Genomic DNA, 25,998 nt, shown 5'->3' with positions numbered 1-25,998 from the left:
CGCCAAGTTCTATCGAGAAGACCTGTCCACGGGGAGTGAGCCATGACCTACCGCGCGCCGATTTCTGACATGCTGCTGTCGCTCAACCATGGCGCCGGCCTGAAGGCCGCCGTGGAAGCGGGCCATTACGGCGATTTCGACGCCGACATCGTCGCGGCCGTGCTGGAGGAAGCCGGCAAGTTCGCGACCGACGTGCTGGCACCGCTCAACAAGATCGGCGACGAGCACGGTATCAAGCTTAGTGACGGCAAGGTCACGACCGCGCCGGGCTGGCCCGATGCCTACAAGCGCTGGACCGACGGCGGCTGGAACGCGGTATCGGGGCCCGAGGATTTCGGCGGACAAGGCCTGCCCCTCGCGATCAACGCGGCCTGCACCGAGATCTGGAGCGCCTCCAACGTCGCCTTCGGCCTCTGCCCGCTGCTGACGGCGTCCGCCATCGAGGCGCTGGAAGCGCATGGCAGCGACGAGCTGAAGACAATCTATCTCGAGAAGCTCGTCACCGGCGAATGGACCGGCACGATGCAGCTCACTGAGGCGCAGGCCGGCTCCGACGTCGGCGCGCTGCGCACCCGCGCCGAGAAGCAGGCGGACGGCACCTATCGCATCAAGGGGACGAAGATCTTCATCACCTATGGCGAGCACGACATGACTGACAACATCGTGCATTTCGTGCTGGCGCGCCTGCCCGATGCGCCCGCCGGTACCAAGGGCATCTCGCTGTTCCTGGTGCCGAAATTCATGGTCAATTCCGACGGCTCGCTGGGGCAGCGCAACGACATCTTCGCCTCCGGCGTCGAGCACAAGCTCGGCATGCATGCCTCGCCGACCTGCACCATGACCATGGGCGATCATGGCGGCGCGATCGGTTTCCTGATCGGTGAAGAGAACCAGGGCATGCGCTGCATGTTCACGATGATGAACCAGGCCCGCCTCGGCGTTGGTCTCGAGGGTGTCGGCATTGCCGACCGCGCCTATCAGCAGGCCCTCGCCTATGCCCAGGAGCGCAAGCAGGGCCGCGCCGTCGGCAAGACAGGCGACGGCTCGGACCCGATCATCGTGCATCCCGACGTCAAGCGCATGCTGATGCGGATGCGGGCGCAGACCGCGGCCGCGCGCACCATCTGCTATGCCACCGCCGTCGCGCTGGACGTCTCCATCCGCGCCAAGGACCCCAAGGTCCGTGCCAACGCCGCCGCGCGCGCGGCGCTGCTGACGCCCATGGCCAAGGGCTATTCCACAGACATCGGCAACGAGGTGGCCTATCTCGGCGTGCAAGTGCATGGCGGCATGGGTTTTATCGAGGAGACTGGCGCCGCGCAGCACTATCGCGATGCGCGCATCACCCCGATCTATGAGGGCACCAACGGCATCCAGGCGATCGATCTCGTGACGCGCAAGCTCGCGGCGAATGGCGGCGCTGCGGTGTGGGCGCTTCTCGACGAGCTCGCGGCGACCGTCAAGCAGGTCGAGGCCTCCAACGATCCCGCCTTCGGCACCACCGGCGTGAAATTGCGCGAGGCGCTGGAGGCGCTGACGCGCACCAGCAAATGGCTGCTGGAGCGCGTGACCTCCGCACCGAACGAGGCCCTCGCCGGCGCAACGCCTTACCTGCAACAGTTCGGTTCGACGCTCGGCGGCTGCATGCTGGCCTCAGAAGCGCTCGCCGCGGAGGCCGAGGGCCTTGGCGATGCGCCGCGCCACGTCTCGCTGGCGCGCTTCTTCGCCGAGAACATTGCCGTGCAGGCCGGCGCGCTCGAGCGCACCGTGACGGAGAGCGCGGCCTCGGTCGCCGCGGCCGATGCGGTGTTGTTGTAGGCGAGTTCCGCTCCGACCGCGATGTGCGGAGGCATCTCCTCCTCGCTGTCATTCCCCGCGAAGGCGGGGAATCCAGTACACCGCGGCCTCTCGACAAACGACCGAGGTCTCGGAGTACTGGATCGCCCGATCAAAGTCGGGCGATGACATCGAATGTGCGGACGCGTGTACCACGAGCATGCAATGGTCCCGGATTACACTTCGCTCCACGCAGCCTACGAAGCAGCGATCTCGGCTCTTTTCCCCGGCCGCCACAGCACGATGCCCGCGGCCACCAGATCCAGCATCACGCAGATCGAAAACGCTGTCGTGTAATTGCCCGTAAAGCTGTGCACCAGACCGACGATGCCGGGGCCGAAGGCGCTGACGATGCCGCTGATCGAGGTGCCCAATCCCATCGCGGCGGCGAAGGCGGTGGAGCCGATCTCGCGCTGGATGATCAGCGGCGGGAAGGTGATCATGTTGCCGATCGAGAAGCCGTAGACGGCGCAGCACACCAGCAGCACCGTCGGGCTGGTGGTCTGCAACAACACGAACAGCGCCGCCGCCTGGCTCGTCATCGACGCGGCGCAGGCGAGCCTGGGATCGAGCCGGTCGACGAACAGACCGAGCGACAGGCGGCCGACCACCGCCATCGCGGCCATGATGGTGACCGCAAGGCCCGCGGCGTGACGGCCGATCAGCGGCTCGAGGAACGTCACCTGGTGGATGATGAATCCCATCTGCGCCAGCAGCGCGATCGCGATCGGCAGCACCATGGTCCAGAACGCGGCGTTGGCGAGCAGCGTTCTGCGCGAATGCGCCGGCGCGGCCATACCCGCAGCGGCCGCACGCCGGCCGGAGGCCGTCGACATCCCTGCGGGCCAGCCGATGAAGAGCAAGACCACCGGCAGCACCAGCCCCCCCATCACGATCGTCGCCGCCAGCATCGCCGAGCGGAAGCCGATGCTGCTCGTCAGCGACAGCAGCAGCGGCACGAGGATGATGCCGCCGCAGGTGGCGCCGTTGAAGGCGAGGCTGAGCGCGAGCCCGCGGCGCCGCTCGAACCAGGCGTTCAACACCGTCGCGATCACCACGGTGCCCATGCCGGTCCAGCCGACCGCCATCAGCGCATAAGCGAGATAGAGCTGCCACGGCGCCTGCATCAGCGCCAGCAGCGCGGTCGAAGCGCCGAGCGCCGACAGGCCGCACAGGATCAGCGCGCGCAGCCCGATACGGGCGAGCAGATCGTCGGTGAAGATGACGAGGACGGAGGTCAGCAGGAACGAGAAGGTGCTGGCGGCGGAGACCAGCGTGCCCGGCCAGCCATGGGCGCGCTGCAGCTCGGCAAGATAGACGCCCTGGCCGTAGAGGCCGAAGCCGAACATGAAGAAAGCCATCAGGAAGCAGGCCAGCACCACGCGCCAGCCGCGATAACGCAGCGAGGATTCGTCAGCCTGCGCTGCGGCAATCATCGGTCGAGCGATCGGCCAGAATGAACGGCATGCGCAACCCTGCCCCACAACCAACGGTTTTTCAAATGAAACATTGTACCCGATTGTTGCAATGCGCAACGGCTCATGCGACACGCTGCGGCGGGCGCCATGCGCCGACCTCGCGGGGTCGTTCGCGAAAAGGTCGAGCTGCCGCATTGGCACGCCTGCAAGATCATGTAGGCTGAGGCTTGCGAGACTCACCAGCAGCGTCGCGGCGAGTCCAGGGGGTTGTTATGGCGAATGGCAATATCGTCGTCACCGAAGAGCGCGGAACACGCGTGATCACCCTGCGCCGCCCGGGCAAGAAGAACGCGATCACGCAGGACATGTACCGGGAGATGAGCCGCGCGATCGACACCGCGCAGAACAATCCCGACATCCGCTGCATGATCATCACCGGCGGCTCCGGCGTGTTCACCGCCGGCGACGACATCGACGATTTCATGCACGCCGATACCTCGCGTCCCGAGACGCTGTCGGACGGCGCCAAATTCCTCTACTCGCTCGCCCTCAACGTCAAGCCGGTCATCGCGGCGGTCGACGGTGCCTCGATCGGCATGGGCACGGTGATGCTGTTCCACTGCGACTATGTGCTGGCCTCGAATGCTGCGACCTTCTCCGCGCCCTATATCCACCTCGGACTCGTGCCGGTCGGCGCCTCCAGCCTGCTGATGCCGAACACGATGGGTTATCAGCGCGCGTTTGCGATGCTGGTGATGGGGCGGACGTTCACCGCCGCCGAAGCGCTCGCCGCCGGCTTCGTCAATACCGTGGTCTCGCCGGGACACACCGAGGTGGAAGCCCGCAAGGTGGCGCGCGAGATCTGCAAGCTGCCGGCCGAGGCAGTCGCGACCTCGCGCCGATTGCTGCGCGCTGCGCCCGAACAGCTCACCCGCCGCATCGACCAGGAAGCCCATCTGTTCGGCGAGCGGCTGAAGTCGGACGAAGCCGTCGCCGCGTTCAACGCGTTCGCGAACAGGAAGAAGCGGTAGAGGCAAGCGCTGTCACCCTCCCCCGGAGGGGCAGGGCAATCGCACATGGCTTGCACGATGCGGCGGCATCGGCACTGGGCTCCCTCTCCCGCTTGCGCACCCTCTCCCCAACCCTCTCCCGCGCACCGCGTGGAGGATAGTCTGTCACCCCTCCCCGGCTCGCATTCCATGCGAACCGACCCGCCCCCTCAAGGGGCGGGTGGGAGCGTGCGGCGCGCGCGGTGCTTCAACAAAAGGTTTCGTGAAATCTTCGCGCGTACCAACTAGTCTTGTCCCATGCGAAACCGATCCATCCTTGCCGCGCTCGCGCTCAGCTTCGCCCTGCCCGCCTCTGCGCAAACCGCAGCGCCGGTCGAGCTGCGCATTCTCGCCATCAACGATTTTCACGGCAATCTACGGCCGCCGCCGGGCGGCATCCGGATTAATGATCCCGAGGACAAGGGCAAGAAGGTCATGGTCGCCGCCGGCGGCGCCGAGTACATGGCGACGTTGGCCAAGCAGCTGCGCGAGGGGCACAAGAACACGATCTTCGTCGCCGCCGGCGATCTGATCGGAGCGAGCCCGTTCCTGTCGGCGATGTTTCACGACGAGCCCACGGTCGAAGCACTCTCGATGATGGGGCTCGCGATCACATCGGTCGGCAATCACGAATTCGACGAGGGCAAGACCGAGCTCTTGCGGATGCAGAACGGCGGCTGCCATCCGCTCGACGGCTGCCAGGGGCCGCATCCGTTCACCGGCGCCAAATTCCAATATCTCGCCGCCTCCACCGTGGAGACCGCGACCGGCAAGAGCGTGCTGCCGCCCTACGAGATCCGTGAGTTCGACGGCATCCCGGTCGCCTTCATCGGCCTCACGTTGAAAGAGACCGCGGGCATCGTCTCGCCGTCGGGCATTGCCGGGCTCGAATTCCGCGACGAGGCCGAGACGGTGAACGCGCTGGTGCCGCAGCTGAAGGCGCGCGGCGTCGAGGCCATCGTGGTGCTGATCCACCAGGGCGGCGAGCCCTCGGGCGACTACAATGAATGCCCTGGGATCACGGGGCCGATCGTCGACATCGTCAAGAAATTCGACCGCGCCGTGGACGTCGTCGTCAGTGGCCACACCCACCGCGCCTATGTCTGCGACATCGACGGACGGCTCGTCACCAGCGGCGACAAATACGGCACGCTGGTCACCGCGATCGATCTCAAGCTAGATCCCGCAACGCGCGACATCGTGAGCGCCAAGGCCGAGAACGTCATCGTCGCCAACGCCTCGCTGGCGAAAGACCCCGAGCAGACCGCGCTGATCGAGGCCTATGACAAGCTCGCAGCTCCAATCGCCAACCGGCCCGCGGGATCGGTGACGCAGACGCTGTCGCGCGTGCCGAACGAGGCCGGCGAGAGCGCGCTCGGCGACGTCATCGCCGACGCGCAGCTCGCCGCAACCAAGGACGCCAAGGACGGCAGCGCCGTCATCGCGCTCACCAATCCCGGCGGCATCCGCACCGACTTGGTGCCGAAGGAGAACGGCGCGATCACCTTCGGCGACGTGTTCTCCAGCCAGCCGTTCCGCAACCGCCTCGTCACCATGACGCTGACGGGCAGCCAGCTCAAGGACATGCTGGAGCAGCAATGGCTCGATCCGAAGCGGCCGCGGATCCTGCAAGTGTCGAACGGGTTCAGCTACACGTGGGATGCGGCCAAACCGTTTGGCGAGCGCGTGATGGCGGACAAGATGACGCTCAACGGCAGGCCGATCGAGGCCGGCACCGGTTATCGCGTCACCCTCAACGATTACCTCGCGGTCGGCGGCGACGGTTTTACCGTCGCCAAGCAGGGCACCTCGCCGCAATATGGCGGCTATGATGCGGACGCGCTGTTCGCGTTTTTCCGGGCGCACGGGCCGATCGGCCCGCTGCCACCGACCCGCATCCTGCGGGTGAATTGATCCGGATCAAACGAACTGGCCCACAGTTTGCCATTCCCCGGGGAACACCTAGATTGGGATTTGCATTGCGTTTTGGCGCCGGATGCGCCAACGACGTCGAGAGCCCGCATTCCATGAGGCCGACCTGATGAGCACGCTTCTCCTCTCCCATAAGGCCTGCCTCGACCACGTCACGCCGCCGGGACATCCTGAACGGCCCGATCGCCTGCGCGCGGTGGAGGAAGCGCTGTCGCATGAGCGCTTCCAGTTCCTGGTGCGCGACCAGGCGCCGGAGGGCGATCTCGATCTCGTCACGCTCTGCCACAACGAGCACTACGTCACCGAGCTGCGCCACATCGCGCCGACCAGCGGCCAGGTCTATATCGACGGCGACACCTCGATGTCGCCCGGCACGTGGGAAGCGGTGATGCGCGGGGTCGGCGGCGCGGTGGCGGCGACTGAAGCTGTGATGAATGGCGAGCACCGCAACGCCTTCGTCGCGGTGCGGCCGCCCGGCCACCACGCCGAGATCGGCAAGCCGATGGGCTTCTGCTTCTTCGACAATGTCGCGATCGCCGCCCGCCATGCACAGCGCAAATACGGCATCAAGCGCGCGGCCATCGTTGATTTCGACGTGCATCATGGCAACGGCACGCAGGACATCTTCTGGTCGGACCCGACCGTGATGTACTGCTCGACGCACCAGATGCCGCTGTTTCCGGGTACCGGCGCCAAGGGCGAGCGCGGCGATCACGACACCATCGTCAACGCGCCGCTCGCTTCCGAGGACGGCGGTCCCGAATTCCGCTCCGCGTTCGAGAGCCTGATCCTGCCGCGGCTGGAGAAATTCAGCCCAGAGCTGCTGATCATCTCCGCCGGCTTCGACGCGCATTACCGCGATCCGCTGGCTTCGTTGAACCTGCGCGCCGAGGACTACACCTGGGTCACGCGCAAGCTGATGGACCTTGCCGACAAGTCCGCCGGCGGGCGCATTGTCTCCGTGCTCGAGGGCGGCTATGACCTGCAAGGATTGAAAGAATCTGTTACGGCGCATGTCGGCGCCCTGATGGGCGCCTGACGACAATCGCCACATTAAGCCCGTACAACCTTGCTTTCTCTGACGGAAAGGAAGCGGGCAATCGGAAACGGATATGGCCGAAAACACCCAAATCGACGTCTCCAGGCTCACCTTCGAGCGCGCGATCGAGGAACTCGAAACGATCGTGAAGCGGCTCGAGGACGGCAAGGTGCCGCTCGAGGAATCCGTGACGATCTACGAGCGCGGCGAAGCCCTGAAGCGCCGCTGCGAGGATCTGCTGCGTCAGGCCGAAGCCCGCGTCGACAAGATCACCACTGATGCCAGCGGCCAGGCCACCGGCACTGCGCCCCTTGACGTGCAGTAAGGCGGGCACCCCCAATTTCAGTTCTGACGGTGGCTCCGCGGCCGTTCCAGCAGCGGAACCCGCCGAGGCCAATGCCTTCGACGGCTGGAACCGGGCCCGAACAGGCCGAAAGTCCCATATTTTCACCGAAAAGCACTGCCAACGAAGCAGGCAGGGAGGAACCGCCAGTCCCTGCCCAAGGTTAACCAAATCTCGCCCGCGGGGTGCTGCTGCATGGCCGCAATCGGCGGGGCGGGTTGGCTTTGGCCCAAGCTTTGGTGTAAAGCTGCGCGGAGTGTGGCTTTTTGCAAGCCTTGCGTGGGCACTGATTGCCGACGACAAGCGCTTCAAACTGCTGATGAATTGGCTGGGACGGACGAAGCCGATCTAAGTGACAGGGATCACAGAGACTGAACCGGAGCGCACCTAAGCTCACCTAAGCTTGAAGACGGGGCCGTGCCCCAGGCAGGTGGCTCCGACGGTTTTAGGATTCGCGCTGCGCCGATATTGTGCAAACCCATCGCGCACCGGAACGACCTTCCGGCGCTGACAAATTGGAAATCGCCGTGAACGCATACAGTAAGACGCCGCTTCTCGACACCATCCGGACCCCGGACGACCTGCGCAAGCTCAAGGTCGAGCAGGTTCGCCAGGTCGCCGACGAGCTGCGGCAGGAGACCATCGATGCCGTCTCTGTGACCGGCGGTCACTTCGGCGCGGGCCTCGGCGTGGTCGAGCTCACCACTGCGATCCACTACGTCTTCGACACGCCGCGCGACCGGCTGATCTGGGACGTCGGCCATCAGGCCTATCCGCACAAGATCCTCACCGGCCGCCGCGACCGCATCCGCACGCTGCGCACCGGCGGCGGCCTCTCCGGCTTCACCAAGCGCAGCGAGAGCGATTACGATCCGTTCGGCGCCGCACATTCCTCGACCTCGATCTCGGCCGGTCTCGGCATGGCCGTCGCGCGCGACCTCTCCGGCGGCAAGAACAACGTTATTGCAGTGATCGGTGACGGCGCGATGTCGGCGGGCATGGCCTATGAGGCCATGAATAATGCCGGTGCCATGAACTCGCGCCTGATCGTGATCCTCAACGACAACGACATGTCGATCGCGCCTCCGGTTGGAGCCATGAGCGCCTATCTGTCGCGCCTCTACTCCGGCAAGACCTATCGCACGCTGCGCGATGCGGCCAAGCAGATCAACAAGCGCCTGCCAAAAATCCTCGCCAACCGCGCCAACCGCGTCGAAGAATATTCCCGCGGCTTCATGATGGACGGCGGCACGCTGTTCGAGGAGCTTGGCTTCTATTACGTCGGCCCGATCGACGGTCACAATCTCGATCACCTCCTGCCCGTGCTGAAGAACGTGCGCGACATGGAGACCGGCCCGATCCTGGTTCACGTCGTCACGCAAAAGGGCAAGGGCTACGGCCCGGCGGAGGCCTCCGCCGACAAGTACCACGCCGTCGTCAAGTTCGACGTCGCGACCGGCACGCAAGCGAAGGCCAAGCCGAACGCGCCGGCCTACCAGAACGTGTTCGGCCAGAGCCTCGTCAAGGAAGCGCAGAAGGACGACAAGATCGTCGCCATCACCGCGGCGATGCCGTCGGGCACGGGCGTCGACATCTTCAACAAGGCGTTCCCCGACCGCACCTTCGACGTCGGTATCGCCGAGCAGCACGCCGTGACCTTCGCCGCCGGCCTTGCGACCGAAGGCTACAAGCCGTTCTGCGCGATTTACTCGACCTTCCTGCAGCGCGGCTACGACCAGATCGTGCACGACGTCGCGATCCAGAACCTGCCCGTGCGCTTCGCCATCGACCGCGCCGGCCTCGTCGGTGCCGACGGTGCGACCCATGCCGGCTCGTTCGACAACGCCTATCTCGGCTGTCTGCCCAACATGGTGATTATGGCCGCGGCGGACGAAGCCGAGCTCGTGCACATGGTGGCGACCCAGGTCGCGATCGACGACCGTCCGAGCTCGGTGCGTTATCCGCGCGGCGAAGGCCGCGGCGTCGAGATGCCGGAGGTCGGCATTCCGCTCGAGATCGGCAAGGGCCGCATGATCCGCCAGGGCAGCAAGATTGCCCTGCTCTCCTTCGGCACGCGCCTCGCCGAATGCGAAAAGGCGGCCGACGAGCTCGCTGCGCTTGGCTTGTCCACCTCGATTGCGGACGCGCGCTTCATGAAGCCGCTCGACACCGAGCTGGTGCTCAAGCTCGCTCGCGACCACGAGATCCTGATCACGATCGAGGAAGGCTCGATCGGCGGCTTCGGCTCGCATGTCGCACAGTTCCTGACCGATCAGGGCGTGCTCGACAGCGGCATGGTCAAGTTCCGCTCGATGGTGCTGCCCGACGTGTTCCAGGACCACGACACGCCGGCGGCGATGTACGCCCGCGCCGGCCTCGACGCCAAGGGCATCGTCGCCAAGGTGTTCGAGGCGCTCGGCAAGGACGTGAAGACCGAGACGGTCAAGCTGGCCTAAGCCATCGCGACAGACGCTGCACCCCCACCCCCACCTCTCCCGATGGGAGAGGTGTTGCACCGCGCTTCGCATCGGCAGATCTCACCCATGAAAATCTACCTGGCAGGCCCCGACGTGTTCCTGCCGGATGCGGTTGAGATCGGCCGGCGCAAGGTCGAGATCTGCGCGGCGCACGGGATCACCGGCCTCTATCCGCTCGACAATGCCGTCGACCTCGCCGCGCCCGACGCCTCGCGGCAGATTTTTTGCGGCAATGAAGCGATGATGGACGGCGCCGATGCCATCATCGCCAACCTCACCCCGTTCCGCGGCGCCGGGGCCGATCCCGGCACGGTCTACGAGCTCGGCTACATGGCCGGCCGGCGCAAGTTCTGTCTCGCCTATTCCAACGATCCCGCCACCTATGCCGACCGTCTCGGCCGCTTCGCCCATGTCACCTCCGCGGATGGACGTCTGGTCGACGCGGAGGGGCTGACGGTCGAGGACTTTGGCCTCGCCGACAACCTCATGATGATCCATGCGCTGGAGCTGCACGGCTGCCCCTTGGTGACGCCGGCGCAGCTGCCGATCGACGCCTGGCATGACCTCGCCGCGTTCGAGACTTGCGTCCGGATGGCGGCCGCGCGATTGATCGCTACATAAGCGACAAGCCCGGTCCTGGAGAGTCGATTGTCCCCTGCCCGCAAGCGCGCGGATGTTCTGCTGGTCGAGCGCGGCCTGTTCGAGAGCCGGGCGCGGGCGCGCGCGGCCATCGAGGCCGGGCTCGTCACGGCCGATGACAAGCAGGTCTTGAAGCCGTCGGAGACGATCGCCGCGGATGCTGTGATCCAGGCCGAGCCTGCGCATCCCTATGTCTCGCGCGGCGGTGTCAAGCTCGCCGGCGCGCTGGAGCGCTACCCGATCGAGATCGAGGACCATGTCTGCCTCGACGTCGGCGCCTCCACCGGCGGGTTTACAGAAGTGCTGCTGGCGAACGGCGCGAGCCTCGTCTTTGCCGTCGACGTCGGCACCAGCCAGCTGCATCCCTCGCTGCGCGGCCATCCCAAGATCGTGTCGATGGAGGAAACGGATATTCGCAGCTATGACGGCAAGCGGCTGCCGGCGCGGCCCGATATCGTCGTCATCGACGTCAGCTTCATCTCGCTGAAAACCGTGCTGCCCGTGGCGCTGTCGCTGGCGGCGGCGCCGATGAGCCTGCTGGCGTTGATCAAGCCGCAATTCGAGGCCGAGCGGAAGCACAACAAGAAGGGCATCATCCGCGACTCGGCCGTGCATCAAGAGATCTGCGACGACATCGTGGCGTTCGCAGCTTCGCTCGGCTGCACCGATATCGAAGTGTTCCCCTCCCCAATCGCGGGCGGCGACGGCAATATCGAATTCTTCCTGGGCGCCCGCCGTGGTTGAGCGCGTGAGGATTGATCACGTCGGCCATCGCGGCGATGGCGTCTGCTTCGACGCCGGCGATGCGATCTACGTGCCCTACACGCTTGGCGGCGAGACCGTCGAGGTCGATCACGTCGCGGGCCACCATCCTGATCGCCGCAAGCTGCTGGCGGTGGACGTCGCCAGCCCCGAGCGCATCGAACCGTTCTGTCCGCATTTCGGCGTCTGCGGCGGCTGTGCGATCCAGCATTGGGCGGCGGAGCCGTACCACGCCTGGAAGCGCGGCATCGTGGTCGAGACGCTGGCGCAGGCCGGCATCGCCTGCGAGGTGGCGCCGCTGGTCGATGCCCATGGCGCGGGCCGCCGGCGCGTCACGCTTCATGGAAGATTTGGCACGCATGACGTGCTCATGGTCGGCTTCTCGGCGGCGAGCTCGCACGACGTCATCCCGATCAATCGCTGCCCGATCCTCGATCCCGGCCTCGAAGGCGCACTCGACGCCGCCTGGGCGCTTGCCGAGCCGCTGACGTCGAAGATGCCGGTGACGAAGCCGCTCGACATCCAGGCCACTGCGACCGCCAACGGCCTCGATGTCGACGTGCGCGGCTCCGGCCCGCTGCCGACACCGATCGTCAGCGCGCTGTCGCGCGTCGCCGAACAGCATCGCCTGGTGCGGCTGACGCGGCATGGCGAGCTGGTGCTGCAACGTCTGCCGCCGATCGTGAAAATGGGTCGCGCTGACGTGACGTTGCCGCCCGGCTCGTTCCTGCAAGCGACGGTTGCGGGCGAAGAGACACTGGCCGCGCTCGTCGCCGAACGCGCCGGCAAGGCCAAGGAGGTTCTCGACCTCTTCTGCGGCGTCGGGCCGTTTGCATTGAGGCTCGCCGAGAAGGCGCGGGTCACCGCCTATGACAACGACGCCGGCGCGATCGCCGCCCTCGCGAAAGCCGCGCGCACGCCGGGCCTGAAGCCCATCAGGTGCGAGCCGCGCGACCTGTTCCGCCGTCCGCTGGTGCCGCAAGAGCTCCGCGAGTTCGACGCCGTCGTGTTCGATCCGCCGCGCCAGGGCGCGCAGGCCCAGGCGCTAAAGCTCGCCGCGAGCAAGGTGCCTGTGGTAATCGCGGTGTCCTGCAACACCGCGACCTTCGCCCGCGATGCGCGGCTCCTGATCGACGGTGGCTACAAGATCGACTCGGTGGTGCCGGTGGACCAGTTCCGCCACACGCCGCATGTGGAGCTGGTCGCGAAGTTCACGCGATAGTCTTTTCGTTTGAGCATGACCGTTTCGGGAAACCGCTGCACACTTTGCGGGTCATGGTCTAGCGCCGCAAGCCGCTCAGCGCCGGAGACTCGCCGGGCAGCATGTTCGATCGGATATCGCTGTCCATGCGGCCCGAGTCCTGCTGGACGACGCCGGCGCCAAAGGACAGGCTGAGGTTGGAGGTCGGCTTGAACTCGACACCCGCGAACGCGCTGTAGCCGGGCGCGGCGCTGGAGGTGAGCGGCGCCAGCGAGCTGCCGATGCCGTCTCCGTATTTCAGCGAATTGAAACCGGCAAAGAACGTGACCGGCATGCCGCCCGCGGTCTTGGTGTTGTAGCCGAACTGCGTGCTGTCATAGGACAGCGCGCTGAAATTGCCGGCCGGGACGGACTGGCTGAAGCCGCTCAAGCCGAGATTGCCGCGCGCGCTGCCGACAAAGAAACCGGGACGAAAATCATAGCCCCCGTTGGCATCGCCCGCATTGAAGCTTGGGAAATTGCCGTAAGCATCGGCGCTCTGGACAGCACTGCCGCCGAAGCCGAACGGCCCGCCCGGGATCCAATATTGCAGCGGGGCGGCCTGCGCATGGGCCGGCGCATCGCCGAGGCAGAGCAGCGCGAAGAGAGTTGCAAGACCGCAGGAACGAGCGAAGCTGGACATTCAGGTAACCGTCAGAACCTCGCAGATTATATGCCCAGGATCGTGCAAATGCCAGTGAATGGTACCCGTGATCACGCGATCCAGTTCCTGGCCATTCACCTTTTCCTGACGTCTTGAACCTCGCTTCCGACGGGCGGACCCATTTACAGGGCATGCAGCGTGCTCCCGACGATGGGGGCGCAGACCCTCAATATCCGCCATCGCATGGAGGCTATCATGGACGTCGATACCGACAGGTTGAATGCCTTTATGGGCAAGATGATCACCGAGGTCGGAGCGGCGATGAACGCATCGCTGCTCCTGCTGGGCGACAAGCTCGGTCTTTACCGCACCCTGGCCGCCAAGGGACCGATGAACTCCGCCGAGCTCGCAAGCGCCACCGGAACGACTGAGCGTTATGTCCGCGAATGGCTCTCGAGCCAGGCCGCGTCCGGCTACGTCGAATATGACTCCGCATCCGGAAAATTCTCGATGCTGCCGGAGCAGGCGATGGCGCTTGCCGATCCGGATAGTCCCGTGTTCCTCGGCGCGGTCGGCAACGTCATTGCCGCGGCCTTTCTCGACGAGCCGAAGGTCACGGATGCGTTCAAATCCGGCAAGGGCGTCGGCTGGAACCGGCGCAGCGAGTGCCTGTTCTGCGGCACCGCCCGCTTCTTCCGCACCGGCTACATGCATCATCTGGTGCAGGAATGGCTGCCTGCGCTCGAGGGAGTCGTGGACAAGCTGAAGCGCGGTGCCAAGGTCGCCGATGTTGGCTGCGGTCACGGCGTCTCGACGCGGCTGATGGCGGAAGCCTTCCCCAATTCGCGCTTCTATGGCTTCGACTATCACGAGGGCTCGATCGAGGCGGCGCGAAAGGCTGCAGCCGAAGCAAAGCTCGGCGATCGCGTCAGCTTCGCGGTGCACTCGGCGAAGTCCTATCCGGCCGAGGGCTACGATCTCGTTTGCTTCTTCGATTGCCTGCACGACATGGGCGATCCGGTCGGCGCCATCCGCCACGTGCGCGAAAGCATGGCCAAGGACGGCACCTGCATGCTGGTCGAGCCATTCGCTGGCGATCGTCTCGAAGACAATCTCAACCCGGTCGGGCGCGTCTACTACGCGGCGTCCACCATGATCTGCACGCCGGCCTCGCTCGATCAGGAGGTGGGCCTGGCGCTCGGCGCCCAAGCCGGCGAGGCAAGGCTGCGCAAGGTCGCGAGCGAAGGCGGCCTGTCGCGCTTCCGCCGCGCGGCCGAGACGCCGTTCAACCTGATCCTGGAGGCACGGATCTGATCCAACGAGTGGCCGTTTCTTCAGCGGCCCTCGAAGCGCGACGGCCGGGCTGCTAGCCGCGCGGAAGCAGCGAGGCCGTGCATCCTTCGAGGCTCCCGGCGCGATGCTTTGCATCGCGCCACTCGCACCTCAGGATGACGGATTGGACAGGGTCGTCGTTGTGAGGGAGCCAACGCAATCCGCGGGCTGGCAGCCGTAATCGGCTAAAGAGCGATGAGATCAGGATGAATTGTCATCGCGCTCTAGCTTTGTTGTTTGCGCATGATCTTTTCGGAAAACCGCTGCGCACTTTTCCGGATCATGCTTTTAGGCCGTCCTGTCCACCGAAGACGAGCCGTCCGCCGGCGGATATTTCGTCACCGGCACCACGAAGGACTTGCTGCCGACCTGGTAGATGACCTTGCCGTTCTTGCCGTCGTCGGTCGCGATCTGCGACTGGCCGAACATGATGACGTTCTTGTAGAGGTAGCCCGTGCCCTGGCGGGTGATGCCGTCGGTGGTGACGCTGACCGTGGCTTCCTTGCCGTTGATGGCGAGGACGCGAAAGCTTGCGCTCTTGCCATTCTCGGCCGAATAGCCGCCCCAGCTTCCCATGAGATTGTTGTCGGAACCGGGAGGCGCCTGCTTCGCGAGAGTGGCGGTCGCCTTGCCGCCCCCGGCGGAGAACAGCAGCGCGAGATTCTTGCCATCCTTGGTGCCGACAGTGACGGTGCCGTAGGTGATGGTTGCACCATTGACCTCGCCGAAACCGCGCTCGGTATGTCCATTATGGGTATACTCGATCTGGGCTCGGGCTCCCCGGATGTTCACGACCTTGAAACCGACTTCCTGGTTGTTGCCCACCCAATTGCCTTTCCAGTCACCGATCAGGTTGCTCTGGTGATACATCCGCTCGTTGGCGGGCGAGATCTGGTTGGTGCTGGGCGAGATGACGGCCATCGGATTGCTCGGCGGACGATCCTGACGAAGACGCTTTCGGTCGCATGTCGGCGCACAGTATCAGGACATGATCCTGAAACAGCTGGAAACAATTCGATTAGGGCCACGCGCTGGTTAACGAGCCGTTAAATCCAAGCGCTGCGCGAGGTGAGGCAAACGGTCCCGTTCGAAAAGGTCGCGCGTCTCAGCGGCCCCAGCGGTCCGACCAGATCTTCTCGCCGATCATGCAATTGACCCGCGGCTCCTTGTCCTTGTCGGCAACGGCAACCACCGGCCGCTCCGGCGTGCGGCCCGCCACCTCCATCAGGAGTTTCGTGCGGATGGCTTCCTTGAACTTCTCGCGATCCTTGATCGAGATCACGAAGGCGCCGGGACCGCCGATGACGCAGTCCTCGTAATAATAGTCGAGATTGTCGATATCCATGGTCGAGTAGGACGGCTCCTTGACCATGATCGGCAGGCCGTTGATGACGATGCCTTTCTCGAGTGCGGCGTCGCGCGCCACCGTCACGGGACCGCCATTGTTGTTGGGTCCGTCGCCCGAGATGTCGATCACGCGGCGCAGGCCCCGATAGGGATCCTCCTCGAACAGCGGCATCGCGAAATTGATCGCGCCGGAGATCGAGGTGCGCGAGGCGCGCCGGATCGGCGTCTTCATGATCTCGGCCGCGACTGCATCCGCGGTCTCCGGTCCGTCGACCAGCCGCCAGGGGATGATGATCTTCTGGTCGCTGGAGGCGGCCCATTCGAAATAGGTCACCGCGATCCGACCGTTCGGACCGAGCTTCAGCGCCTGGAGGAATTCCTTCGACTGGAGCGCCTGCGCGTAACCTTCGCGCTGCACCGCGAGCTCGTCCATGTCCATGGAGTAGGAGACGTCGACCGCGAGGATCAGCTCGACGTCGACCGTCTGCGCATCCTTGTCGGCGGCTGCCAGGCGCTGCGGCTGATGTCTGGACGGCTCAAATTTGGGTCCTGGTGCCGCAATGCCCGCGACCTCCCCTCCGGCAAACATGCCGGCCATCAGCACAGCCCCGATCGAGAACAGCAATCGCATCGCAGTCTCCCGTCGTATGACGCGATGGTGACATGCAATCGCCTTGCCGCAAAGCGCGAAGATCGCTTGCGCTTCACATTCGAGTTAGGAATTTCGCGCCTTGCGCAAAGCTGCCGCGATGCTGCCGCGCTTGCGTCATCGGAACGCGTGCGACCACGAACTCCGTCATTCCGGGGCGGCTCGAACAGCCGAACCCGGAATCTCGAGATTCTCAGGCGCGCAAGGGCGCGCCAGAGCTCTCGCTTCGCGAGCCCCGGAATGACGGAATATGGAGCTACTCCCCCGCCCACTTGTCCGGCGCGATTTCCATGCTAGGCTGGACGCACAGATGGGGATGGAGTCCCCCGACAACCGCCCGGCGGCTCAGATTTGCCTGGACCGTATTGGGCTGATGACTCCTGCTTGAGGTGGGGCAATCATTGAGCCTCCGCCTTTGGCGGGAGCATGGACAAACCCGCCGATGGCGGGTTTTTTGTTGCCTAAGCCGGGCGAAGGAGAAGGCGTGACGACGACACTGAATGCTGCGCGCAGCGCGTTGCCCAGGGGGATCTGGGTGCTCGGCTTCGTCTCGATGCTGATGGACATCTCCTCCGAGATGATCCACGCGCTGCTGCCGGTCTATCTCGTCACCGTGCTCGGCGCCTCCACGCTCACCGTCGGTTTCATCGAGGGCATCGCGGAGGCGACCGCCTCGATCACCAAGATCTTTTCGGGCGCATTGTCGGACTGGCTCGGCCGCCGCAAGCTGCTCGCGGCCCTCGGCTATGGGCTGGCCGCGATGACGAAGCCGCTATTCCCGCTCGCCCCCAGCGTTGGATGGCTGGTCGCGGCGCGCTTCATCGACCGGGTCGGCAAGGGCATTCGCGGTGCGCCGCGCGATGCGCTGATCGCCGATATCGCCCCTCTCGGCCTGCGCGGCGCTAGCTTCGGCCTGCGGCAGTCGCTCGACACCATCGGCGCGTTCGTCGGTCCGCTCGCGGCGATCGGCTTGATGTGGTGGACGGCGGATAATTTTACCCTCGTGTTCTGGCTGGCCGTGCTGCCGGCCTTCCTGTCCTTCGGCCTGATCGCGTTCGCGGTTCACGAGCCGGAGCCGGACCCAGGCCGAGAGCCCGCGACGAATCCGCTGAACCTTGCGGCAATGCGGCAACTCGGATCGGTGTACTGGCGCGTCGTCGCGGTCGGCGTGGTGTTCACGCTGGCGCGCTTCAGCGAGGCCTTCCTGATCCTGCGCGCGCAGAACATCGGGCTCAATGCGATGTGGGTGCCGGCGGTGCTGGTGCTGATGAACATGACCTACGCACTGTCGGCCTATCCGGCCGGCGTGCTGTCCGACCGGATCAACCGGACCGCCCTGCTCGCGCTCGGCCTGCTCTTTCTCGCCGGCGCCGATCTCGCGCTCGCGCTGCTGCCGAGCCTTGGGGGCCTCGCGCTCGGCGTCGTGCTGTGGGGGCTGCATATGGGACTGACGCAAGGCCTGCTCTCGGCCCAGGTCGCCGACGCTGCGCCGCCGAGCCTGCGCGGCACCGCCTTTGGCTATTTCAACCTGTTCACCGGGCTTGCCCTGCTGGCCGCAAGCGTGATCGCCGGTGCGCTGTGGGACACCTATGGTCCGGCGGGCACGTTCCTCGCCGGGCTCAGCTTCGCGTTGATGGCGCTCGTGGGGCTGCTCACCGTCGGCAACGGCCTCGCCGCGGAGGACAAGTGATGCTGAGCGGAGTGACCGCGATCGTGATCGGCAGCGTGCTCGGCGGCTGCGCGCGCTATTTCGTCTCCGGCGCGATCGCCCGGCGGCTGGGCGAGACGTTTCCGTGGGGCACAATGACCATCAACGTCACCGGCGCCTTCCTGATCGGCATTTTTGGCGCGCTCGCCACCCATCCCGGATCGGTGTTCGCATCGCCCAATCCTTGGCTGTTCGCGGTGACCGGCTTCCTCGGCTGCTACACCACAGTGTCCTCGTTCAGCCTGCAAACGCTGACGCTCGCGCGCAACGGCGAGCCGCTACACGCGCTCGGCAACGTCGTGTTCTCGGTCGGGCTATGCCTCGCCGCCGTCAGTTGCGGCTTCCTCCTTGCGGACAATCTTGGAGGTTAGGCGCGGATGAAGTCCCCCTCCTCCGCCGAGCGCTGGCGCACTGCAACGCTCTATGCCTGGGTGGCTGCCGGCAGCATCATTGGCGGGCTGACGCGATACCTGGTCGGGCTCGCACTCGACACAGGTCCCGGCTTCCCCGTCGCGACGCTGTTCATCAACGCAACGGGTTCGCTGATCATCGGCTTCTACGCCGCGCTCACTGGCCCGGACGGCCGCGTGCTGGCGCGGCCCGAGCACCGGCAATTCGTCATGACCGGATTCTGCGGCGGCTACACCACCTTCTCGACCTTCAGCCTCGAGACCTTCCGCCTGGTCCACGGCGGCCTGAAATATACGGCGCTGGCCTATGTGGCGGCCTCCGTCGTCTGCTGGTTGGTGTCGGTCTGGCTCGGGCATATGCTGGCGAGCCGCACCAACCGCTTGAAAAGGAGCTGACGATGCAAATTCCCAATCAGGCTGTTTCGCTCCGGATCTTCATCGGCGAAAGCGACCATTATGACGGCAAGCCGCTTTATGAAGCGATCGTGACGACGGCGCGCGAGCGGCACCTTGCCGGCGCCACCGTGCTGCGTGGCCCGATGGGGTACGGCAAATCGAGCCGGCTGCACACCTCGAAGATCCTGCGGCTGTCGGAAGATCTGCCGCTGCTGATCGAGATCGTCGACAGTGAGGACAACATCAATGCATTCCTGCCCATCCTGGATGGCATGATGTCGAGCGGCCTGATCACCTTGGAGAAGGTGCAGGTCCTGCAATATGGTGCGAAGGCCGCGAGCTGATCGCTCCGGCTGGAACCCGAGCCCGCCCTGTCCGGGAGGCGGAATGAACGACACTGTCACCACGCCGAAAACCAAAACCAAGACCGAGACCAAGACCAAGGTCGAGCGGCCGCGGCTGCACAAGGTCATCCTGATCAACGACGACTACACGCCGCGCGAATTCGTGACCATGGTCTTGAAGGCCGAATTTCGTATGACTGAGGATCAGGCCTACAAGGTGATGATCACTGCCCACAAGCTGGGCGCCTGCGTCGTCGCCGTGTTCACCAAGGACGTCGCCGAGACCAAGGCGACGCGCGCCACCGACGCCGGCCGCGCCAAGGGCTATCCGCTGCTGTTCACCACCGAGCCGGAGGAATAGGTCTAATCCAAAGCGCGATGAGATTAGGATGGATCGTCATCGCGCTTTAGGTTGTTGTTTGAGCATGATCTGTTCGGAAAACCGCTGCGCACTTTTCCAGATCATGCTCTAGCCGCGCCTCCGGCGTGCGCCCACCGGCTTGCGCGCGCTGCTTGCGGGCGGATGCTCCTGAACGTGTTTCCAGAACGCTTCCGCCGCGGGCGTCAGCCTCGACTTCGGCCGAAACACGTGGATCTCGATCGGGACCTCCCATTCCCGCCCGCCCGCCCTCACCAGCTCGCCCGATGCGAGCTGATCGGCGATCAGGCTTTGTGGCAGCCAGGCCATACCGCGGCCGGCCTGGACCATGGTGACGAGCAGTTTAGCAAGGTGCGAGGTGAATGCCGGCTTGAGGTGCGCCTTCAAGGGCGAGCTCGAGCGGACCGCTTCGAGGATCTTTCCCATTCCGGATTCGGGACGGAAGCTGAGGAATTGCACCGGTGCGGTCTCCGTTCCCGGCAACCTGAAGCGTGGAGTTTTGACCGATCTCGAAGCGGGCACCGACGCCGGAATCAGGCAGTCGTCTCCGACATGAACGGAGCGAAACTGGGACGTCGTCAGCGCGGTGACGGTTGCGGGATGGTGGTGGCAGAGCAGGAAATGCACCTCGCCGGCAAGCAGCATGCGCTCGCACGCCTCCATGTGGTTGGCGACCAGCTGCACGTTCGGCACGAAGGACAGCACGGTCTCGATACCGCGCAGCCAGTCCGGAAAGAAGGTCAGCGACAGCGCGTTGGTCGATGCGAATTTCAAGACGTCGGAGGCGCCGCGGGCGAGCTCCTGGGCCTCGAGCCGGCCGGACGAGAGGCGGCGGAGGATATCTTCCGCGGTGAGGCGGAACGCCTCGCCCGCGGCGGTGAGACTCACCGCATGCGTCGTGCGCTCGAACAGCGCAGCGCCAGCCCACAGCTCCAGCGCCTTGATCCTGCGGCTGAGCGCCGGCTGCGACGAGTTACGTTGTTCGGCGGCGCGCGAAAAGCTGCGCGTCGAAGCCACCGCGATGAAATCGTGCAGCCAGTTGATCTCCATGCCGCTTAGTCCCGCTTATGCAAATTCCGCATAATCATATCATGAGGTGACATTGGATTTCCAGAAGGCCCGCCTGCACCGTCAGCGAAAGCAGATTTCCCTCGGGAGGCCGAATGTCCGGGCGCACGCTCTACGACAAGCTCATCGACGCGCATGTGGTGCGGAAGCTCGACGATGACGGGCTGGTGCTGCTCTATGTCGATCGCACCGTCCTCAACGAATATACCAGCCCCCAGGCCTTTGCCGGCCTGCGCGCCGCCGGGCGCAAGGTGTGGAACCCCTCCGCCGCGCTGATGGTCGTCGACCACGTCAATCCGACGGCGGCCCGCCGCACGCGCCAGATGCCGGACGCCGATGCGGCGCGGCAGGTCGATTACTTCGCCGACAATGCGCGCGATTTCGGCATCGAGTATTTCGACATCCTCGATCCGCGCCAGGGCATCGAGCACGTCGTCGCGCCCGAGCAGGGGCTGGTGATGCCCGGCATGGTGATCGCCGCCGGCGACAGCCACACCACGGCTTACGGCGCCTTCGGCGCGCTCGGCTACGGTATCGGCACCTCCGACATCGAGCATTATCTCGCGACCTCGACGGTGCGCTACCGCCGCCTGAAGACGATGCGGATCAATGTGACCGGATCTCCTCCGCTCGGCGTGACGCCGAAGGACGTCGTCATGGAGATCATCCGGCGCATCGGCGCCGATGGCGCCACAGGCTATGCGGTGGAGTTCGCCGGTCCTGCCGTGACCGGGATGAGCGTCGAGGGACGCACAGTGATGTCGATCATGATCGTCGAGGCCGGCGCGCGCGGCGTCGTCGTCGCGCCCGACCTGAAGGTGCTTGATTATCTCAGGGGACGGCCCCGCGCGCCGAAGGGGGAGATGTGGGACCGCGCCGCCGCGGCATGGTTGCAGCTGCGCTCCGATCCGGACGCCCGCTTCGACCGCGAAATGACGATCGATGCCGGCGAGGTCGCGCCGCTGGTGACCTGGGGCACCAGTCCAGACCAGGCCATCGCCGTGACCGATCGTATTCCGGATCCCGACAGCAACGTGGCCATGGATCGCAAGACGGCTGCCATGCGCGCGCTCGCCTATATGGGCCTAACGCCGGGAACACCAATCCAGTCGGTGCCGATCGATTTCGCCTTCATCGGCTCCTGCACCAATTCCCGCATCGAGGATCTGCGCGATGCGGCGCGGGTGTTCAGAGGCCGCCACGTCGCCTCAGGCGTCCGCGCCATCGTCGTGCCGGGATCGACGCAGGTCCGCGCGCAGGCCGAGGCGGAAGGGATCGCGCAAATCCTGATCGATGCGGGCGTCGAGTGGCGGCAGTCCGGTTGCTCGATGTGCCTGGCGATGAACGACGACATCCTCGCGCCTGGCCAGCGTTCGGCTTCCTCGACCAACCGCAATTTCGAGGGGCGACAGGGCCCCGGCGCGCGCACGCATCTGATGAGCCCGGCGATGGTCGCCGCCGCCGCGGTCACGGGCCGCATCACCGACGTGCGCAGCCTGATCGGAGCAGACGCGCCATGACGCCGTTCCATCGTGTCTCCGGCGCGGCTGCGCCGATGATGACGCCGAACACCGACACCGACGTGATCATGCCGAAGATGTTCTTGAAGGGCGTCGATCGCAGCGGTCTCGGCGACGGCGCCTTCAACCTGCTGCGCTTCAATGCCGGTCAGCCCAATCCGGATTTCGTGCTGAACAAGGACGGCTATCGCGACGCCTGCTTTCTCGTCGTGGGTCCGAATTTCGGTTGCGGCTCCAGCCGCGAGCATGCGGTCTGGGGTCTCCAGCAGCTCGGCATCCGCGCCCTGATCGGCACGACCTTCGCCGGCATCTTCAACGACAATTGCACCAATAACGGCTTGCTGACGATCAGCTTGGACGCCGCCACGGTGAGCATGATCGCCGACGTCGTCGCCAATCCTGCGAGCAACCGCCTCGCGATCGACCTCGAGCAGCAGGTCATCCGGATCGAGGGCGGAGGGATCGTCCCTTTCGCGATCGAGCCCGCACGCAAGGAGGCGTTCCTCTCAGGAGGCGATGCGATCAGCGCGACGCTCGTCTTTGCCGACGACATTCGTGCCTTCGAGCGGCGGCACAAAGCGGATCATCCCTGGTTCTGAGCGAACGCAGGGCAAATCAAAACGAAACAACACAGGGAGGCAATCTTGACCGACACGACCATGAAGCTTGACGATGCGGCGCACCCCGCCCCGTCGTCCGCACTCGCGGCGCTCAGAATCGGCCCGCTGCCGATCACGGTCTATGTTGCCGCTGCGCTGGTCTGTGCGGCTGCAATCTATACCGGCAAACTCCCCAACGACGTGATCGGCGGCCTCTCCGTGCTGATGCTGCTCGGCTTCCTGCTCGGCAAGCTCGGCCAGACCATTCCGGTACTGAAGCGGATCGGCGGCACGGCGATCCTGTGCCTGTTCGTGCCGGCCGCGCTCGTCAGCTACGGCCTGATGCCCGAGGCGGCGCACAAGGCGATCACGACGACATTCCGCACCGCCAATTTCCAGTACTTCTTCATCGCCTGCCTGGTCGCAGGCTCGATCCTCGGCATGCCGCATCGTGTCCTGGTGCAAGGCTTCATCCGGATGTTCGTGCCGCTGCTGGTCGGCACGCTGAGCGCGATCGCGATCGGCATGGCGGTCGGGCTGCTGTTCGGTCACAGCCCCAAGGAGACATTCTTTTTCGTGATCATCCCGATCATCGGCGGCGGGCTTGCTGAGGGCGTGCTGCCGCTGTCGATCGCCTATGCGGAGATGCTGCACCGGCCGCAAGGCGAGCTCGTGGCGCAGATGGTGCCCGCAGCCCTGCTCGGCAACGTCGTCGCCATCGTCGCGGCCGGACTTCTCGCTCGCCTCGGAGAAAAACGCCGCGACCTCAACGGTCGGGGCATGCTGGTCAAGACCGGCGACAATGACATCCTGGGCCCTGCGCGATCCGATCGTCCGATCGATCTCGGCCTGCTCGGTGCCGGCATCGTGCTGTCCTGCGTGCTGTTCGTGCTCGGCATGGTGCTTGCGCCCTATACCGGCATTCCCGGTCCGATCCTGATGATCATCGCGGCGGTCGTACTCAAGCTGACGAAGCTTTTGCCGGCGGAGATGGAGCTTGGCGCATATCAGATCAACAAATTCATGTCGACCAACCTCACCTTCGCGATCCTCGTCGCGATGGGAACGCTGCTGGTGTCGTGGCAGCAGCTCGTCGCCTCCTTCAATCCAGGCTACATCGCGGTCTGCACCGCGACGGTGCTGGCGATGGTCGCCTCCGGCTTCTTCGTCGGCAAGTGGCTGAACATGTATCCGGTCGAGGCGGCGATCGTGACGGCCTGTCATTCCGGGGTCGGCGGCACCGGCGACGTCGCCATCCTCGGCGCCGCGGACCGCATGGGCCTGATGGCCTTCGCCCAGATCGCCACCCGCGTCGGCGGCGCCGTCATGATCGTGATCGCGACACTGGCGATGAAGGTCGCGTATTGACGGGCTGTCGCGGGGCGGCCGGTGATCACACCGAGCCGCTGCCTGCCAATGTGTCGCGCACATTGACGCGCCGCCCGTCGGGCCTGCTGACGTAGAGATGGCTCTCCAGAACTGATTGCATGTTCTCGAACATCGAATAGAGATCATCGCAATAGACCGAAGGATTGTCGTAGCCGTTTATCTTGGAGAAGCGGTGCGGAAGATAGCCTCCCCCGCAGGCGTTCATGAACTTGCATTGGCGACACTTCTCGCAAAGATTGATTGAAGCATCGCGCGCGGCCTTCCAGCGCGGCTCATTGCGGACCTCATCGATCGCATGATCGAAGATGTTGAACTTGGTGTTCGTGAACCCGTCGCCCGCAATCCGCAGCACATCGTGGGCCTCCACGGTGCCATCGGTCATCACGGTGCAAAGCTCGACCGGTTTGTGACCCACGCCCTCGGTCGGCGAATTGTTGCCAAGCAGGGCGGTGATCATGTCGGAGATGATGCGGATGTCGGTCGCAGGCGTCGTGCGATTTGCCTCCAGCCACAGGGCAAACAGTCCGTTGTAGAAGGCGGCAATGGAAGGCGGCTTCTCATCCACCGTCGCGTCGGGGATCATGATGTCGTAATTGGAGATCCCACACGCGGCAAAAAAATCAGCGTATTGCTGCGGCGCGTAAGCGGGATTGCAGACGGCCAGGGCAATGACGCCAATGTTGCGCGATACCAGCATGCGGGCGGCACGTTCCACGGCGGCATGGGTGCCCGTACCCTGAAATGTCTTGCGGTGGAGGTCGTGAATATCGGCCGGCCCGTCCAGGCTGATCGCGACCGAAATGTTGCGCGCCTCGAAGCAGGCAAGCCATTCGTCATCGATCAACATGCCGTTCGTCGTGACTGCGATGGGTATGTCGCAGCCCGTCCGTGATGAAATCGCCTCGCAGGCCTCGGCGAAACGGTGGAAGTTCTCAACGCCCCACAGCAACGGCTCGCCGCCGTGCAGAACGATGGGAAAATCGACGAGGGAATATCTGACGAGGTGCTCCTCGATGCGCTGCAGCAATCGATGCCGCACGTCAGGGCTCATCAGCTTCGGTTTGGTATAAACGGACGCGTCGCGGAACCAGTAACAATAGGAGCAGTCGATGTTGCATCTGGTCGCGACCTTGACCAGCAACTGCGTGATCGGCTGATCCTGGAAGGCGACACGATCTGGACCGTCAGCCGACATGCCGATACCGCGACGGGCTGGAGGAAGCTATCTAGTACCCTCGGACGAATCCCCCTCGGCGGAACGCGCCGACGCCAGGAGCGTATGCCGCCCTGCGAAACGCGCCTGCATTGGCTCCCTTGGCAAAACCGCCCCGTCTAAAAGCGGCCTCGGAGACAACGCCTTGCTCCGCACCCTGTCCGCGCAGATCGTTCAGCAATGCGTCGATACCCTGATGGTCGCTCTGAATGGTTGCGCCCGGCCCATGCAATTGAATGAGGCTCGCCAAGACCTTCAGCGTCGTAATCGGCATGATTGTGCTCCTCTTTTCGCGACGCGCTGCA

General features: G+C 64.9%; 25 protein-coding genes and 1 riboswitch. Of the genes, 18 read left to right on the top strand and 7 right to left on the bottom strand.

What is annotated here, in order from left to right:
* Nucleotides 1-42: 42 nt before the first annotated feature.
* A complete protein-coding gene (locus AC5V87_RS11540; RefSeq protein WP_495371027.1) occupies nucleotides 43-1,818 on the top strand; it encodes an acyl-CoA dehydrogenase family protein in 1,776 nt (591 codons plus the stop codon).
* A gap of 215 nt (nucleotides 1,819-2,033) precedes the next feature.
* Here AC5V87_RS11540 and AC5V87_RS11535 read toward each other — a convergent pair whose 3' ends face one another.
* Nucleotides 2,034-3,272 carry an MFS transporter gene (locus tag AC5V87_RS11535; protein ID WP_495371026.1) on the bottom strand — a complete coding sequence of 413 codons (1,239 nt, stop codon included), beginning with the start codon at nucleotides 3,270-3,272 and terminating at the stop codon, nucleotides 2,034-2,036.
* A gap of 254 nt (nucleotides 3,273-3,526) precedes the next feature.
* On the opposite strand from AC5V87_RS11535, the gene AC5V87_RS11530 reads away from it, so the two are divergent.
* From AC5V87_RS11530 to AC5V87_RS11495, 8 genes are all read left to right on the top strand, one after another.
* Nucleotides 3,527-4,285 (top strand): enoyl-CoA hydratase-related protein, encoded by a 759-nt coding sequence (locus tag AC5V87_RS11530; protein ID WP_456839944.1) that lies wholly within the window; start codon nucleotides 3,527-3,529, stop codon nucleotides 4,283-4,285.
* Between the two features lie 276 nt (nucleotides 4,286-4,561).
* Entirely contained in the window at nucleotides 4,562-6,217 is a 1,656-nt protein-coding gene (locus AC5V87_RS11525; protein ID WP_495371025.1) for a bifunctional metallophosphatase/5'-nucleotidase, read from the top strand.
* Between the two features lie 127 nt (nucleotides 6,218-6,344).
* Nucleotides 6,345-7,274: a histone deacetylase family protein gene (locus tag AC5V87_RS11520; protein ID WP_495371024.1), complete on the top strand. Its 930-nt coding sequence runs from the start codon at nucleotides 6,345-6,347 to the stop codon at nucleotides 7,272-7,274.
* 73 nt (nucleotides 7,275-7,347) lie between these two features.
* Entirely contained in the window at nucleotides 7,348-7,599 is a 252-nt protein-coding gene (locus AC5V87_RS11515; RefSeq protein WP_008551229.1) for an exodeoxyribonuclease VII small subunit, read from the top strand.
* A gap of 545 nt (nucleotides 7,600-8,144) precedes the next feature.
* The gene (gene dxs / locus AC5V87_RS11510; RefSeq protein WP_456839947.1) at nucleotides 8,145-10,073 is read left to right on the top strand and encodes a 1-deoxy-D-xylulose-5-phosphate synthase; all 1,929 of its coding nucleotides are present in this window, start codon (nucleotides 8,145-8,147) and stop codon (nucleotides 10,071-10,073) included.
* An 87-nt stretch (nucleotides 10,074-10,160) separates the two neighbouring features.
* On the top strand, nucleotides 10,161-10,715 hold the full coding sequence (locus AC5V87_RS11505) for a nucleoside 2-deoxyribosyltransferase (RefSeq protein WP_456839948.1): 555 nt from the start codon (nucleotides 10,161-10,163) through the stop codon (nucleotides 10,713-10,715).
* Between the two features lie 27 nt (nucleotides 10,716-10,742).
* Nucleotides 10,743-11,477 (top strand): TlyA family RNA methyltransferase, encoded by a 735-nt coding sequence (locus tag AC5V87_RS11500; protein ID WP_495371023.1) that lies wholly within the window; start codon nucleotides 10,743-10,745, stop codon nucleotides 11,475-11,477.
* Nucleotides 11,470-12,717 (top strand): class I SAM-dependent RNA methyltransferase, encoded by a 1,248-nt coding sequence (locus AC5V87_RS11495; protein WP_495371022.1) that lies wholly within the window; start codon nucleotides 11,470-11,472, stop codon nucleotides 12,715-12,717. Before AC5V87_RS11500 ends, AC5V87_RS11495 begins: the two co-directional genes overlap by 8 nt.
* Before the next feature lie 58 nt (nucleotides 12,718-12,775).
* Here the strand turns inward: AC5V87_RS11495 and AC5V87_RS11490 are convergent, their stop codons facing one another.
* A complete protein-coding gene (locus AC5V87_RS11490; protein ID WP_456839951.1) occupies nucleotides 12,776-13,378 on the bottom strand; it encodes an outer membrane protein in 603 nt (200 codons plus the stop codon).
* A 216-nt stretch (nucleotides 13,379-13,594) separates the two neighbouring features.
* Here AC5V87_RS11490 and AC5V87_RS11485 point away from each other — a divergent pair, with 216 nt between their 5' ends.
* Nucleotides 13,595-14,653, top strand: a complete 1,059-nt coding sequence (locus tag AC5V87_RS11485) for a class I SAM-dependent methyltransferase (RefSeq protein ID WP_456839952.1) — start codon at nucleotides 13,595-13,597, stop codon at nucleotides 14,651-14,653.
* 306 nt (nucleotides 14,654-14,959) lie between these two features.
* Here the strand turns inward: AC5V87_RS11485 and AC5V87_RS11480 are convergent, their stop codons facing one another.
* Nucleotides 14,960-15,592: a hypothetical protein gene (locus tag AC5V87_RS11480; protein ID WP_495371021.1), complete on the bottom strand. Its 633-nt coding sequence runs from the start codon at nucleotides 15,590-15,592 to the stop codon at nucleotides 14,960-14,962.
* A gap of 184 nt (nucleotides 15,593-15,776) precedes the next feature.
* Complete coding sequence (locus AC5V87_RS11475) at nucleotides 15,777-16,649, bottom strand: DUF1194 domain-containing protein (RefSeq protein WP_495371020.1); 873 nt, start codon at nucleotides 16,647-16,649, stop codon at nucleotides 15,777-15,779.
* A gap of 321 nt (nucleotides 16,650-16,970) precedes the next feature.
* Nucleotides 16,971-17,057: riboswitch (Fluoride riboswitch) on the top strand.
* Nucleotides 17,058-17,109: 52 nt separating this feature from the next.
* Here AC5V87_RS11475 and AC5V87_RS11470 point away from each other — a divergent pair.
* Genes AC5V87_RS11470 through clpS form a run of 5 tightly spaced genes read left to right on the top strand, consistent with a single transcriptional unit; the run spans nucleotide 17,110 to nucleotide 19,886 of the window.
* Nucleotides 17,110-18,357: an MFS transporter gene (locus AC5V87_RS11470; protein WP_495371019.1), complete on the top strand. Its 1,248-nt coding sequence runs from the start codon at nucleotides 17,110-17,112 to the stop codon at nucleotides 18,355-18,357.
* A complete protein-coding gene (gene crcB / locus AC5V87_RS11465) occupies nucleotides 18,357-18,746 on the top strand; it encodes a fluoride efflux transporter CrcB (RefSeq protein ID WP_456839955.1) in 390 nt (129 codons plus the stop codon). Before AC5V87_RS11470 ends, crcB (AC5V87_RS11465) begins: the two co-directional genes overlap by 1 nt.
* Before the next feature lie 6 nt (nucleotides 18,747-18,752).
* On the top strand, nucleotides 18,753-19,181 hold the full coding sequence (gene crcB / locus AC5V87_RS11460) for a fluoride efflux transporter CrcB (protein WP_495371018.1): 429 nt from the start codon (nucleotides 18,753-18,755) through the stop codon (nucleotides 19,179-19,181).
* A 2-nt stretch (nucleotides 19,182-19,183) separates the two neighbouring features.
* Complete coding sequence (locus AC5V87_RS11455; RefSeq protein WP_456839957.1) at nucleotides 19,184-19,525, top strand: DUF190 domain-containing protein; 342 nt, start codon at nucleotides 19,184-19,186, stop codon at nucleotides 19,523-19,525.
* Nucleotides 19,526-19,568: 43 nt separating this feature from the next.
* Nucleotides 19,569-19,886, top strand: coding sequence for an ATP-dependent Clp protease adapter ClpS (gene clpS / locus AC5V87_RS11450; protein ID WP_495371017.1), 318 nt, complete (start codon nucleotides 19,569-19,571; stop codon nucleotides 19,884-19,886).
* Nucleotides 19,887-19,994: 108 nt separating this feature from the next.
* Here the strand turns inward: clpS and AC5V87_RS11445 are convergent, their stop codons facing one another.
* Nucleotides 19,995-20,954 carry a LysR family transcriptional regulator gene (locus AC5V87_RS11445; RefSeq protein WP_495371016.1) on the bottom strand — a complete coding sequence of 320 codons (960 nt, stop codon included), beginning with the start codon at nucleotides 20,952-20,954 and terminating at the stop codon, nucleotides 19,995-19,997.
* 113 nt (nucleotides 20,955-21,067) lie between these two features.
* Here AC5V87_RS11445 and leuC point away from each other — a divergent pair, with 113 nt between their 5' ends.
* From leuC to AC5V87_RS11430, 3 genes are read left to right on the top strand one after another with little or no spacing between them, the layout of a single operon-like run.
* On the top strand, nucleotides 21,068-22,492 hold the full coding sequence (leuC, locus tag AC5V87_RS11440) for a 3-isopropylmalate dehydratase large subunit (protein WP_495371015.1): 1,425 nt from the start codon (nucleotides 21,068-21,070) through the stop codon (nucleotides 22,490-22,492).
* The gene (leuD, locus tag AC5V87_RS11435; RefSeq protein ID WP_495371014.1) at nucleotides 22,489-23,091 is read left to right on the top strand and encodes a 3-isopropylmalate dehydratase small subunit; all 603 of its coding nucleotides are present in this window, start codon (nucleotides 22,489-22,491) and stop codon (nucleotides 23,089-23,091) included. The genes leuC and leuD overlap by 4 nt, the downstream gene beginning before the upstream one ends.
* Nucleotides 23,092-23,136: 45 nt before the next feature.
* Nucleotides 23,137-24,459, top strand: a complete 1,323-nt coding sequence (locus tag AC5V87_RS11430) for a 2-hydroxycarboxylate transporter family protein (RefSeq protein WP_495371013.1) — start codon at nucleotides 23,137-23,139, stop codon at nucleotides 24,457-24,459.
* 25 nt (nucleotides 24,460-24,484) lie between these two features.
* On the opposite strand, the gene AC5V87_RS11425 is transcribed toward AC5V87_RS11430, so the two are convergent.
* Together AC5V87_RS11425 and AC5V87_RS11420 are read right to left on the bottom strand one after the other, a co-directional pair.
* Nucleotides 24,485-25,675, bottom strand: a complete 1,191-nt coding sequence (locus AC5V87_RS11425; RefSeq protein WP_495371012.1) for a radical SAM protein — start codon at nucleotides 25,673-25,675, stop codon at nucleotides 24,485-24,487.
* A gap of 31 nt (nucleotides 25,676-25,706) precedes the next feature.
* Nucleotides 25,707-25,967, bottom strand: coding sequence for a hypothetical protein (locus tag AC5V87_RS11420; protein ID WP_495371011.1), 261 nt, complete (start codon nucleotides 25,965-25,967; stop codon nucleotides 25,707-25,709).
* Between the last annotated feature and the right edge of the window lie 31 nt (nucleotides 25,968-25,998).

The organism is Bradyrhizobium sp. SOJA106 (genome assembly GCF_059448745.1).
This window is presented reverse-complemented; position numbering and strand designations above follow the sequence as displayed.